Source organism: Archangium sp. (assembly GCF_057119385.1).
On sequence record NZ_DBNGVP010000195.1, the window covers coordinates 26,672 to 40,078 of the forward strand.

The 13,407-nt window shown below is 69.7% G+C and carries 7 protein-coding genes; 3 read left to right on the forward strand and 4 right to left on the reverse strand.

Annotated features, from left to right (window positions below; all coding sequences use genetic code 11):
- Window positions 1-99 precede the first annotated feature (99 nt).
- Both ruvX and mltG read left to right on the forward strand, forming a co-directional pair.
- Window positions 100-561 (forward strand): Holliday junction resolvase RuvX, encoded by a 462-nt coding sequence (gene ruvX, locus AC16DP_RS45520; protein WP_329726732.1) that lies wholly within the window; start codon window positions 100-102, stop codon window positions 559-561.
- Window positions 562-1,635, forward strand: a complete 1,074-nt coding sequence (gene mltG / locus AC16DP_RS45525; RefSeq protein ID WP_329726731.1) for an endolytic transglycosylase MltG — start codon at window positions 562-564, stop codon at window positions 1,633-1,635.
- Window positions 1,636-1,647: 12 nt separating this feature from the next.
- Here mltG and AC16DP_RS45530 read toward each other — a convergent pair whose 3' ends face one another.
- The 4 genes from AC16DP_RS45530 to AC16DP_RS45545 are packed head-to-tail and all read right to left on the reverse strand — an operon-like array spanning window position 1,648 to window position 12,067.
- Complete coding sequence (locus AC16DP_RS45530; RefSeq protein WP_329726730.1) at window positions 1,648-3,030, reverse strand: C25 family cysteine peptidase; 1,383 nt, start codon at window positions 3,028-3,030, stop codon at window positions 1,648-1,650.
- A 4-nt stretch (window positions 3,031-3,034) separates the two neighbouring features.
- Window positions 3,035-4,450: a hypothetical protein gene (locus AC16DP_RS45535; protein ID WP_329726729.1), complete on the reverse strand. Its 1,416-nt coding sequence runs from the start codon at window positions 4,448-4,450 to the stop codon at window positions 3,035-3,037.
- A 4-nt stretch (window positions 4,451-4,454) separates the two neighbouring features.
- Window positions 4,455-9,788: an ATP-binding protein gene (locus tag AC16DP_RS45540; protein WP_329726728.1), complete on the reverse strand. Its 5,334-nt coding sequence runs from the start codon at window positions 9,786-9,788 to the stop codon at window positions 4,455-4,457.
- Window positions 9,785-12,067: a CHAT domain-containing protein gene (locus tag AC16DP_RS45545; protein ID WP_329726727.1), complete on the reverse strand. Its 2,283-nt coding sequence runs from the start codon at window positions 12,065-12,067 to the stop codon at window positions 9,785-9,787. The genes AC16DP_RS45540 and AC16DP_RS45545 overlap by 4 nt, the downstream gene beginning before the upstream one ends.
- A 301-nt stretch (window positions 12,068-12,368) precedes the next feature.
- On the opposite strand from AC16DP_RS45545, the gene AC16DP_RS45550 reads away from it, so the two are divergent.
- Window positions 12,369-13,322, forward strand: coding sequence for a hypothetical protein (locus tag AC16DP_RS45550; protein ID WP_329726726.1), 954 nt, complete (start codon window positions 12,369-12,371; stop codon window positions 13,320-13,322).
- Window positions 13,323-13,407: the final 85 nt, after the last annotated feature.

A 13,407-nucleotide genomic window follows, 5' to 3' on the forward strand; every position in this document is an offset into this window, starting at 1 on the left:
AATGAATTCAGCGGGTTGGCCCGCTCACCGGGCGAGCACGGTCCTGCCTCGCGGACGGGGCGGTCCACGGCCGGGGATTGCGGTTACATTCCGCCGCGCATGCGCACCCTGGGCCTCGATTACGGTACCAAGACGATTGGCGTGGCCGCCTCGGACGCCCTGGGCCTCACCGCCCAGACCGTCACCACCCTCCGCCGCACCAGCCTCAAGGCCGACCTCGCCGCCCTCAAGGAGCTGGTGCAAGAGTACGAGGTCGAGCGCTTCGTCGTCGGGTTCCCCCTCAACATGGATGGCACCGAGGGCCCTCGCGCCGAGGCCACCCGCAAGTTCGTGGACGCCCTCACCCAGGCGCTCGGCCTGCCCGTGGAGCTGTGGGACGAGCGCCTGTCCACCGTGGCCGCCCAGCGCACCCTGCTCGAGGCGGACCTGTCGCGCGCCAAACGCCGCGAGGTCATCGACCAGATGGCCGCCCAGTTCATCCTCCAGGGCTGGCTCGACGCCCGCCATCCTCCGTCCTCGGGCGACGCCTACGACGATGGCGACTACGACCCGGAGCCGTAGGTGAAGAAGGTCCTGCTCGCCCTGCTCGTGCTCGGGGTGCTCGCGGCGGCCGTCGCGGGCGCCTGGTACCTGCGCCGCGAGCGGCGGATCTCCGAGTTCGCCCTCACGCCCGTCACCCTCCCCGCCGAGGGCATCACCCTCGCCGTGCCTGGCGGCAACGGCCCGAGGACGATCGCGAAGATGCTGGCGGACGCGGGCATCGTCACCGACCCGGAGCTGCTCTACCTCTACATCCGCCGCGAGCGGGTGGGCACACGGCTCAAGGCCGGCGAGTACCTCTTCGAGGGCACCCTGACTCCCGCGCAGGTGGTGGAGCAGCTCGCCTCCGGCAGGGTGAAGCTCTACCGCTTCACCGTCCCCGAGGGCCTGCGCGTCGAGGAGATCCTCCCCATCCTCGCCGGCTCGGAGTTGAAGCTGGACCTGGGAGAGTTGGAGCGGCTCGCCTCGGACCCGGGCTTCCCGCGCGAGGCGGGCGTGCCCGCGGCTTCGCTCGAGGGCTTCCTCTATCCGGACACGTACGCCTTCACCCGGAACGCCACCGCGGAGCAGGTGCTGAGGAAGATGGTGGAGCGCGCGCTGGAGGAGTACCGGAAGGCGGACGCGCAGCGGAAGGACGGGGTGAAGCTCTCGCTGCTGGAGACGTTCACCCTGGCCTCCATCGTGGAGAAGGAGACGGGCCAGCCCCAGGAACGGCCTCGCATCTCGTGCGTCTTCCACAACCGGCTGCGCCAGGGCATCAAGCTCGAGACGGACCCCACGGTCCTCTACGCCATGAAGCTGCGGCGCGGGGTGTACTCGCGGAACATCACCCGGAAGGACTTGAGGACGCCGCACCCGTACAACACGTACACCACCCCGGGGCTGCCACCGGGGCCCATCGCCAGCCCGGGCGCCGCCGCCCTCCAGGCCGCCCTCCACCCGCTGGACTGCGATGATCTCTTCTTCGTGTCGCGCAACGACGGCACGCACATCTTCTGTCCCACGCTGGCGTGTCACGAGGCGGCGGTGCGCAAGTGGCAGGTGGAGTTCTTCCGCGAGAAGCGCCGCCGGCAGCGGATGAACGGCACGCCGTAGCCACGTCCCGGCTCAGGACAGGAGCTCGACACGCACCCGGACGGCCGGGTCTCCGAGCACCACGTAGTTCCGCGCGTCAGTCCCCTCGAAGCAGCGGGAGACCAGCTCGAGCGACGGCCCCGCCGACTTCTGGGAACCGAGCAGCTCGCGCTGCAGAAGGGTCGCCATCAGGAAACGGTCGCGGAAGTCCCGGACCGCATGCCCTACCGGCTCGCCATTCAGGATGCGCCCGACGCAGTTCCGGAAGGGGTGGAGCCGTGGCCCCACCCGCGGTGGCCGTATCGAGTAGGCCCAGGTCCGCTCCACATGGCCCAGCACGGCCAGGGCCCCCCCATTCGGATGGGACAGGAGCCGCTGAGGCAGCGCGGCCACGAACGGCTGGGGCGAGAGATGGGCCGGTATCTGCTCCGGCAGGAAGGCGAACTCCGCCTTCCGGGGTGTCCCCGCGCTGAAGCAGGCGAAGAAGAACGCGACGAGCCCATGGAGCCGGGCATCGTCCGCGATGTCCGCCGCGCTCAGGTAGTGCGTGCTCTCGATGGAGCCGGGGCCCGTCCACTCCTGGCAGAGCAGCGCGCCCTGCAGTCCGCGCTGAAGCGCATGCCCCGGCGCCATCCCCATCCCATGCGAGGCGGTGAACAGCAGGGTGGGACGCTGCTCGCCACGCCCGTGCAGCACCTCGGCGAGGTGGGCCCTCGTCCCCGCCTCGCCAATGAAGGAGACACCGTCATACCCATGGGCCCGTGCCACCGAGGGCTCCGAAAGGGGCGTGAGCAGGTAGTCCGCGCTCAACGCCGTCGCCGTGTCTCCCGGATGCCGGGGGCCCCACCAGGTGACCCGCTTCTTCGTGGGAACGGAGGACGCCCGCTCGTAGTCGATGACGCTCCGGGCGTACCGCGCATACCCGTCAGCGGACTCGAAGCACAGCCGCCCGACCGCGTATTGGCCGCTCAGCACATACTGGAAGTCGAAGGGAATCTCCGTCGGCGCGCCCACCAGCAGCAGGTAATAGGGCAGCAGGCTGGGGATCACGTCCCCGCTCGACATGCCGTGGCGCACCAGCCACTCCTCGGCCTTCTCCCCCGGAAGGTAGTCGAGCACGTGGAAGCAGCCGGCCTCGACATGCGCCTCCCGGTGATCGATCAACGGCTGGAGGGCCTGGCGTACCGGCTCGGGCGTGCCCACGGGAAGAACGATTCCCCACCCCGCCCGGCGGACGTCCGGCTCGCTGATTCCATACGGCAAGGCGTGGAATCGCCCGGCGTCCTGCTCCGGTGGAAGTGAGTCCCGGAGCCTCGCTTCGACCGCGCGCGCCACCTGCTCGAGCGGGAGGGGTGGAACGAGATAGCGGCCCGTCGATGCATCGACTCCGCTCAGGACGAGCGTCTCCTCCTCCATGGCCTCAGAACGCCTCCTCTCCCATCTCGAGCGCCTCGGGCCCCATGCCCGCCAGCAACGCACCGAGCTCCTTCCCCAGCACTCCCGCGGAGGCGGTGGCCTCGGCGTCCTCTCCGCGCAGCTCGAGCACGTAGGGCGCCGCCAACAGTTCGAGCGCCTGTTCCGCGAGCCGTCTTCGCGCCTCCTCGCGCCGCGCATCCGCTTCGATCCGCTCCGTCTGGAGCCAGCCGCGCAGCGCGGCGCTCGCCAGCCGCCGGGACGTCAGGAGGTTGATCGGCTCCGGCACGTGCGGCCAGTCCACCTCGAAGTGTGCGTGCCGGAAGTCGAGCATCTCCGCGAAGGAGCAGTCCACTCCGGGCAGACGGCCCAGTGCCAGCCCGACGACCCGGGGCACGAGGGCGAGCTCTCGTTCCGCCCGCGGGTCTCCCTTCACGAGCCGGGCCGCCTCCATCCCGCGCAGGGGCCGCCGGGCTTCCTCGCCGAACCCCAACGCCTCGGCCACCTGGGCCATCAACTCCAGGCGAATCACCGCCGGAGGGTACCTCCTGTCGTACGACTCCCGCATGCGCTCGGATGGCCGCCACGCGAACTCCGTGAGCGCCCAGAGCGCGGCCGTCCCCATGGAGACGAGGGAGAACACGTCCGCGAAGATCTCCTGGGCCCACCCCCTCCAGCGCAGCGAGTCCTCCAGCGCATCGGGAGAGCCACGCGCTTGCGCCTCCGTGCGCACGGTCTGGCACAGGGACTCCGCGAAGGCGTCCTCCAGGCCGAGGAAACCCTGGACCTGATGACCCACCTCGTGACCGATGAAGACGAGCCACCAGGGCGAGTGGAGACACATCACCGGCAGATGGATGACCTGCACCGGCAGCTTCTTCAGGTGGCTGAGCAGCAACTCCTTCCCCGCGTCCCTTTTCAGCTCCCGGGGAACCGGCTCGACCGTCCGCGTGAGGGCCGGTGAGTGCTCCAGATCGATGAAGGGCAGCGGCACGGGCATCGCCTGGAACGGCAGCCCCAGGAGCCTCACGTACTCGTGGACCGGCTGCCAGGTACTCCAGACGACCTGATCCGCGGCACGCAGGAGGGGCCCCATGACCGCGTCGTCCCGTTGATCGAATCGCTCCCGGAAGAACCGCCACATCCTCCGCAGGCAGAGGGCCCGGAGCTCCATCCCCAGGCACTCCTCATGGAAGCGCGCTTCCGGCAGCGCGCCATCCAGCCCCTCGAGTTGCTCGTCCAGATTCCTCCTGGCACTCCGCAGGTAGCCCTCGACGAAGTCGAGCTGGGACCCGTGGTGATGCCCCACGTCCCTGTCGCGCCGCTCCTTCAGCCACACGTCCAGGCCGTGCCCGAACGCGCGCAGCTCCTCGCGCACCCGCTCGCGCCTGCAACGATTGGCGAGGGGGACCCCGTTCCCCATGGCGCTACCCTCCTGTCTGGAGGAGTGGCTCCGTGCCATCCCGCACCAGCTCCGGTGGGAGGTACAGGCAGAGGTCCATCGCGGCCTCCGTCCTTTCCCGTGGCGTCATCAGGGGGATGTGCTCCCGGACGAGCGAGCGGAGCTCCGGCATGAGGCCGTCCAGCAGACCCGGCCAATCCTGCTCGTTCAACCGGGGCGTGAGCTCCTTCAGCACCAGCGCCGAGATGTCGAGCGGGAGGCACGGAAGCACCACCACCGCCGTCAGCTCTCCGGATTGGGCCAGCCTGGCCGCGAACCAGCGCAAGAGGCCCGCCTGCAACCGCTCGGAGGCCAGCCACTGGCTCGAGACCAGGGGGACTCCCTGCAGGATGACCATCCGGAGGTTGGGGTAGTTGCGCAGCAGATCACTCCCCGCGATCAGTTCCTCCCGGCTCCGGCTCTGCTGTTCGTAATACTCCTCGCCCACCAGTTGGAGCCGGACACCGCGGGAGGTGGGAACCGCCGACGTGATGAGGTGCACCACGTCCACGCACCAGTTCGACTGGACACTGTCGCTCGCGTCCGGGAACCGGGTACAGCCTCCCCAGGAGGCCCACGCCTGCTGCGCGAGGGAGAGCTGGAGGGGACCCGCGCACAAGGGCTGCGCGCACTGGAGGGGCTCCTCGCGGAGCGCGCCCGCCCGCAGGCCATCCGCCACGACCCGGCGGAACCGCGGGAACTGGCGCCCCTCCTCCGCCCCATGCTCCACGCCCAGGATGTATTCCCAGCAGGGCTCGGCGGCCTCCGGAGTGACCCGGAGCGTGACGCCTTCCCGGGCCGGAGAGCACGCCACCTCCCGCAGCCAACGGGGCAGCATCCTCCGCACCTCCTCGTAGGACACGCGCGGATCGACGTCGAACGTGCACACCCGCTCACGCGGGGAGGACTCCAGGGAGACCTCGACGCGTAGCGCCGGCCCGAGCAGCACGCCCTTCTCGAGGGGCATGGTGGGCTCGGCGAGCACCCGCTGCACCATCAAGCACGTGGAGGACGAGGGAGACTCCCCTTCACCCCACCGCCTCTCCCGCTCCACGCCACCGCGCGCCAACGCCCACAGCGCCTCGAGCTCCGTCGACATCTGCAGGCGCCCCGACGGGAAGTAGCCGCCATATCGCCGCGAGCTCTCCTGGAACAACCGCTCCAGCCGCTGGGTGTTCCCCTCGAGGAGCGCCGCGCTCCGGGCCATGCAGAGCATGAGCCTCAGCAACCAGGGCTTCCACCCCGTGTGCATGAGGTGGGTGTCGATGAGCTCATGCGGGGCGCCCCGTGCGGCCGCCTCCTGGAGCCGTTGCCACGCGGGGAGCGGAAGGCCCTTCTCCACCATCTTCCCGTAGTCCCGCGACAGCGCCTCCAGCATGCCGGGCAACGAGTCCGGCGCGAAATGGTTGCGGGCGAGAACCTCGCAGGCCCCGGCGATGAACGCCCCGACGGTGTCGCCCACGCGCAGGAACTGGGAACGGGACAGCGCGAGCAGCAGCGCGCCCTGCCTGGGCAGCCTCAGCGCGAGCAGCTCCCCCTCCTCCCGCGCCAGCTCCGCGAACCTGCGCCCCCCGAGCCGCTCCACACCCCAGCGCAGCACCTCGGGCAGCGGCTCCTCCGCGGATGCCTCCTCCCGCAGCACCCACAGCCGCAGGCCGAGCCGCACGAGCTCCTCCGGGTGCCCGGGCCGGTCCTGGCACCACGTGTCCACGAGGGACAGCAGACGGTCCGGCTCACGGAAGTCGCGCGTCCGGGACCAGCGCTCCGCCAGGAGGCCCGCCTCCACCGCATCCAGCAGGCAGCAGCAGGCCCAGAAGTCGAGCCGCTCCAGGCTCCCCAGGGGCGCGAGCAGTTGCTTCGAGGCCCATTCCAGCAGCAACTCCGCCGAGGTCTCGTCCAGGACGGGCGCGGAGCGCCAGCAAGCATGGCGCCAGCGCACGCCCGCTTCTCCCTTCGGAGGCCTGAGCTGCCCCGTTCCGAAGAGCCTCTCGACGTAGTCCGGCCTCATCTGCCCATGGATCGACGCCATGAGGAGCAGACGCTCCGGCGGGAGCTCCGCCGGGGGGTTGCGCAGGAGCCGCTCGTAGAAGGTGGAGGACAGCTCCCCGAAGTTCCGCATCCGCCGGGCCACGCGCAGCGAGGCGTGGTCCGCGCTCTCCGCTCCCAGCTCGAACATGGCGCGGCGCTCGCTGCCACGGGCCTGCGCGGAGAAGCAGTCCTGGGCTTCCTCCACCTGTCCCTGCATCGCCATGAGCTCGGCGAGCACCACCAGGGCCGGCGAAAAGGCCCGGTGGGCATTGCACTCCACCGGCAGGTCCACCGGCGCCGGGTCGAGGAAGTCCAACTCCTCGAGCACGTCCGCCTCCACCCGTCCCGCCAGCATGAGCAGGGCGGCATTGAACCGGTCCTGATCGATGTTGCTCGCGCCCGGCAGGAACACCGTGGCCGAGGAGCCCCGATCCTTCCAGCCCAGGTGCGCGAGCACCTCCCGGGCGGAAGCATGGACCGGATACATCGCCCGGATGTACTCCAGCCGGATGCGTGCACCCAGGTCCTCGGGGGAACGCCAATCCAGCCAGCGCCGGGGCGTGGGCCCGGGCCCGACGAGCTTCAGCGCCTCGGAGAACCACTCCTTCATCTTGCCGTCCATGTGGGGCTCGCCCCGCAGCCTCGCGTTGCGCCCACACAGCACGAGGGCGAAGGCCCGGAGCTCGCGCGAGGCCCCGGCGGCGTCCAGGAGCTTGCGGAGCTGGTCGAATTGCCGCGTCGTCCCGGCGAGACGCACCTGCCGGGTGTCCTCCGCGCGCTCCAGCACGGCCTCGATGGCGGCCACATAGGACGCCAGCTGTTGCTCATCCCGGAGCGAGGGATCCCACTGGAGGGGTTTGCCCTTGGGTTTGTAGCTCTCGTCCACCAGTTCCCAGAGCTCGTCGATCTGCTCCACCCGGAGCGGGCGCTTGCGGAAGCGAGTGGCCACCAGCAACCCGGCGGTGGCACGGAACTTCAGCCGCCTGTTGCCCCGGGCGAGCTTCCAGACCTCATCCCAGACGCTCTCGGCATTGCGCCAGCCCTGGGCCAGGGCCGCCGCGTACGTGGCGAGCACCGCGGTCCGCAGCTCCTCCTCCAGCGGCTCCATGGCGCGCTCCGGCGAGTGCTCCGGGGCGAGCGGCCCATGCTTGGCCAGCAGGCGCTCGCAGAGCTCCCGTCCCCGGTCGAACTCCCCCAACTCCGCCACCCGCCGCTCCATGGCCTGCCACCACCCCAGCACACGCCGGGAATGGTCCCGCGCCCGGGGCCGGTCCGGGTGCAACAACAGACGGACGAGGATGTGGACATGGAACGTCTGGAGCTGCTCGAGGGGCGCGCTCGTCGTGAAGGCCTCGAGGTGTTCCACCACCCGGTTCCAGGCGGCGATCCATGCCTTCTCCCGCGACTGACGCAGACAGCGCGAGAGTTCCTCGCGCAGCACCGGCTCCACCTCGTAGATCTGCCCATCCCCATCCAACCACTCCTGCCGCAGCAGCTCCTCGAACGCCTCCTCGAACTCCGCCTCGCTCCCCTCCTTCCACGTCGAGGCCAACAGCTCCCGATCGAAACAGCCCAACAGCGAGAGGGTGGGCAGCAGCGACTCGAGCCCCTCGTGGCCGATGCGCTCGAGGATGCGGAACTGGACGTACTTGACCTGTTTCTCCGCCCGGATCTCCTCGGGGGTGAGCTGGGGCGAGCGAAGCACCCAGTTCACATAGAGCCCGAGCCTGTAGGGGTTGAAACGCTCGACGTCCACGCGAGGCGCCTCGGAGGGATCCGCCCAGATGAAGCGCGAGGAGCGGCCCCCCACCCAGCCGTGCTTCAGGAGACGGCCCTCCTCCCGGCTCTGCTCCAGGATGGGCGGCAGCAGCGCCCGCGCCTGGACCGCATCCGTCCTCCCGGAGTGCTCGAAGGCGAGTCCGAAGAAGGTCCTGGCCTCCGGGTGGGTGAAGCCGCGGATCTCATGGAGCCGCAGGTACGGGCGCGGGGGGAACTCCGGGAGCGAGCTCTTCGCCCACCAGCCCGCCCCCGCCGAGGCGAGTCCACGCCGGCCACAGAAGACGACTCGCAGCCCGGGGTGACACGCATGCATCTGCTCGAGCAGGAGGAAGGTGACGCGAAGCTTCTCGGACAACCATCCCCCCACCCGGACGAGCTCCTCGCACGTGTCGAGCACCAGCACGGTGGGCTGGGGCAGTTGCGCCAGCGCGGCGGCGAAGGGGTACGCGAGCTGCTGCGTCAGGACCGCATCCGACACCTCGATGCTCCAGTCCTTGCGTATCACGCGCTCCCGGAGGCGGAGGATGTTGTTGTCCAGCTCCTTGAACAGGCGGTTGCCCAGCCCCGTCCGATCCTGCAGGCGGAGCTGCTCGGCGAGTCTCTCCACCAGCAACCACGGGGCCCGCGAGGGATAGTCCGGGGCCAGGCGATCGAAGTCGATCCGGGCCGCGCATCCTCCGCGCTCGGGAACCAGGCGGGTGACGATGTGGCGGGCCAGCATGGTCTTTCCCACTCCGGCCTGGCCGATGTAGTGCAGCGCCCAGCACCCGTCCTCTCCCTCCAGCAGGCGATCGAAGGCACGGAGTTGCTCCTCGCGGGCGACGAAGTCGTGCAGGTGCTGCATGTCCGTGGCGCGCAGGTGGATCAACTCGAGCCACCGCCAGGCCTTCGCGATGGCGGCGACCCCCTCCAGGCCGAAGAAGGGCTCCAGGCGCCTGGCGGCCTCCACCCATCTCAGCGCCTCCCCGAGCGCCTCATCCGTCGTCTCCCGCCAGGGAGTGCCCGCGGCGGGGACCGGCCTCGGGAGCAGTATCTCCAGATGACCATTCAGCGCCGCCTCGAGCGCCTTCACACTCGTCGCCTTCGAGGCCAGCGCGGCCCAGCGGCGCACCGCGCTCGGGACACGTCCCCCGTCGCGGGCCTGTGCATCGATCGCCCGCCCCGCCGCGACGATCGCCGGACGGAAGCGGCGCTCCACCACCCCCAGGCGCTCGAGCTGCTCGGCCCTCACCGACTCGGGCATCCAGAACAACTCGCCCTCGGGATCTTCCGCGGGTCTGGATTCGCACAAGCCCCTGTCGCGCATCTCCCGCAGCAGCTCCCCCACATCCTGGAGCCCCGAGGGAAAGCCACAGGCCCTCGCCAGCTCCACCGTCCACGAGGGGACGACCAGGAGCCACTCGATGGCGTCCTTCGCAAGGCTCTCCAGCCACGCCTTGCGCGTGTTCCGGATGCTGGCCAGTTGCTCCTGCTGCCCACGCAAGAACGCCTCGCGCATGTCGGATTGGATCACGACCGGCCCTCCTCCCGCTCGGCCATCCAGATCCGCTCATCATCCGCGGGCTCGAGCAGCTTGCGATTCACCGCCGTGCGGACCACCGCCTCGACCTCATCGGAGTAGAGGCGCGAGGGGATGCCCATCACCTTGAGGTGCATCTGATCCAAGGCGAAATTGGCCATCTCCGCGTCGATCTCGGGCTTGAAGACCAGCTTCTTGAACAACAGGAACTGCTCATAGGGCACGAGCCCCTGGTCCTCGGAGAACGGACCGAGCTTGTGGCTCTCCACGTTCAGCCGCTCGTACAGCTTCTTGAGCGACTCGTCCGACAACCCGGAGCGCGCGGCCCGGTGCGTGGTGAAGACGACCGGGACCGGGAACTTCGCCGAGCCCAGACCGTAGGACGTCAGCAGGGTCCGGAGATCGGAGATGTCGGGCCCGAACTGATGGATCTCATCCAGGAACACCATCACGCCCTTGAACACCATCTCGTCCTTGTTCTCCTTGGGCTTCATGGCGTCTTGGGAGAGCCGCGCCAGGTCCTCGGCGAGCGCGGCCCTCACCACCCGGGGATCACTCACCTTGCGCGCCGTCCTGAGCCTCCGCTCGACCTCCGGATGCAGCGGCGCGAGGGGATCTTCCCGGCGCGCCTGCAGGAGATCGAACTCCAGGGGCTCCTTGGACTCGAGATCGAACTCGGCGCGCACATCCAGGATGCTCTGGCTGAGCTCCTGGGCGAGCCCCCAGATGGAGGCAGGAGGCTCCTCGGCCTCCCGTTGCTTGCGCAAGAAGACAGCGTCCTTGTTGGCCGCGCGAGCCCGTTTGATCCGCTTGATGGTGGGCACACACGGGAGGAAGCCGGAGTAGAGCGCGAGGACGGCGAACTCCTCGAGCAGGGAGGTCAACCCGAACTGGTCCTTCTTGTGGATGACCAGTGAATCGGACTCCACGGGACCCAGGATGGCGAAAAGGGTCTTCCGCCACGCACCGGAGTCCAGCCACTGCTCGAACTTCCGCCGGGCTCCGAGCCGGTCACAGAACGGATTGTTCGTCTTGAGGGTCCGGACCTTCTGCTGAAGCTGGTAGAGCTTCGCCGCGTCCGAGATCTCCACCACCGGCGGCGAATCCTCCCGGACGACCAGGTGGGGGAAACACCAGTCACTCCGGCTCGAATAACCCTCGAAGTGGACGAGCGCGGCCCGCCGGCCCTCCGCCACGGCCCGGGACGCGTCCAACCAGACCGCCTTCTCCTGCTCGGACTCCTGCTCGAACTCCCGGAGGAACGCACCATAGAAGTGGAGGCTGAAGAGACGGCACGCATGGTCGGCGATCCGCCCCGCCATGCCGATGACCATGGGAATGCCCAACTGGGCGAGCTGCACCGCCAGGGGAAGCTCGGGAGGCCGTGGCTCCGGAGCCCGGGAGGAGATGGGCATCCCCGACGAATCACACGCGTTGAGGAGCACGATGCTGGGGAGTTGCTGGCTCTTCTTCCGGAAGATGTCGATGAGCCTCCGCGCATCGCACCGCTCGACTCCCGCGTATCTGCTGCCCTCGCTGGTGCCATCCGAACGCAGGTGGAGGCCCTTCCACTCGCCATGGCAGATGAAGTGGACGATGGTGGGCTGGAACTCCTCGACCGCTCGCTCCAGCATCTCCGGCGTGGCATCCAGGAGGATGCGGCTGTTCAGCGTCACCTCGACGACCCGGCGCAGCTCGCTGAGCACCGCCAGGTACTCGGCGCCAGGCTTCAGGTGCCTGCCCCCCGTGGGGGAGCGCGGCTGCTGCGAGTTGATGTTGATGACGAACAACACCCGGAAGGGGATGGCGGAGGGCGCCCTCGGTCCCTCGGCGCCTGTCGGGGCGAGCCGCACGAACGAGACCCGTGGGTCGCGATGCGCGGCCAGGAAGCCCTCCGGCCCCCGCATCATCTCCCAGGGCAATCCCGCCAATGACCAGGCATCCGCTTCCCAGCGGAGCAGAAGCTCGAGCGCCCCATCCCCGGCACGCGCCACGAGCTGGTTCCAGTGCGCCTCCCCGAGCAGGGTATCGAAGAGGTAGCGTCCGAACGCGTCCATGTCCCCGTCCGCGGGGCTCCGCCCGACGATGCGCGCGTAGACCTCGCGGATCTCCTCGGGCGACGCCTGGAGGCAGCGGACGCCCCCCTCCCGCTCGTCCGCTACCTCCTGCTCGGGTGGCAGGGGAAACCCTTGCGGCGAGCGGCGGATCCGCCGCGCCTCGAGCCCCTCGATCTCCACCGTCCACCCCGCCTCCGCCGCCTTGACCGAAATCACGGTCCGCATCCAGGACATCCCCTTTCCCGCATGAGCGCGAGCCCTGTAACGCCCGTACGCTCGCAGCCTCCCCAGGCCCCGCTCACCGGGTGCGGAAGGCGAGCGGGGACGCGGGGTCAAAAGCGGCAGAGCCCATGGCGCCGATTCGTGATGGACCCATGACCCCTCCACTCGGTCCCCGCTCGGCCACCGAGCCAGGGAGGATGGGCAGGTCCTCCGCACGGGCCCGCTCCCCCGTCGAGCCAGGGTGTCCACTTTTCCAAGGTGAAGGGACTCCTCCCTTCCTTCAGAGAGGTGGAGCATGGCAACGGCGACGCAGCAGAGAGCAGGCGTTGGATTCCTCGCGGGACCTCCGGTGAAGGTGAGCTGGGGCTCCATCTTCGCGGGTGTGGTGACGGCGCTCGGGCTGTGGATCCTGCTCTACGCCTTCGGCCTGGCCCTGGGGTTGTCCACCATCAACCCGCAGGACGTGGGCAGCGCGAAGTCCTCCGGCATCTTCACGGGCATCTGGGGCCTCGTCTCCCCGCTCATCGCCCTCTTCGTGGGCGGCATCGTGGCCGGCCGGTGCGCGGGCGTGCAGACGAAGTCGAGCGGTGGCATCCACGGGCTCGTGATGTGGGGGCTCACCACGCTGGTGGGACTGTGGCTGCTCGGCAACCTGGTCTCCGCCCTGGCGGGCGGGCTGTTCTCGGTCGGCAAGTCGGCCGCGCAGGCAACGGGCGCGGCGGTCTCCGCGGGAGCCTCGCAGTCCGGGAGCCTGGGCCAGGTGGCGAAGAGCTTCGGGTTGGATGCCAATGATGCCCTGCGCCCCGTCAACGAGCGCCTGCGCGCACAGGGCAAGCCGGAGGTGACGGCGGCGCAGCTCGAGGCCGCGACGAAGGACGTGGTGCGGACGGCGGTGCAGCAGGGACGGCTCGACCGGCAGGTGCTGGTGAGCTCCATCGCGGAGAAGACGGCCCTCTCGCGCGCGGACGCCGAGGACGTGGCGAACCGTGTCGAGGCCCAGTTCAACGCCGCTCAGGGCAAGGCGGGACAGGCGGTGCAGCAGGTCGAGACGGGCGCGCTCCAGGCGGCGGACGTCACGGGCAAGGCCTTCTGGGGCGTCTTCGGCGCGCTCTTCCTGGGGCTCATCTCCGCCATCCTCGGAGGCACCGTGGGCGTGAACAAGCGCCAGCGCATCGCCTCCGAGGGCGTGGTGGTGACGACTCCGCCCGAGGGTGGACTGCCGCCTCCGCGCCGCGAGGTGTATCCGTAGGCGTTCCGCGCAAGTCCCTGCCGTCCGCGGGTCCGGTACCTCCCCAGGTGCCGGGCCCGTTCGCAAGCGGGATACCGGGAGAGGC

Bases quoted from the DNA above. Each gene is read 5' to 3' on its own strand.
- ruvX (WP_329726732.1), top strand. From the start codon at position 100: ATGCGCACCCTGGGCCTCGATTACGGTACCAAGACGATTGGCGTGGCC.
- AC16DP_RS45530 (WP_329726730.1), bottom strand. From the start codon at position 3,030: ATGGAGGAGGAGACGCTCGTCCTGAGCGGAGTCGATGCATCGACGGGC.
- AC16DP_RS45535 (WP_329726729.1), bottom strand. From the start codon at position 4,450: ATGGGGAACGGGGTCCCCCTCGCCAATCGTTGCAGGCGCGAGCGGGTG.
- AC16DP_RS45550 (WP_329726726.1), top strand. From the start codon at position 12,369: ATGGCAACGGCGACGCAGCAGAGAGCAGGCGTTGGATTCCTCGCGGGA.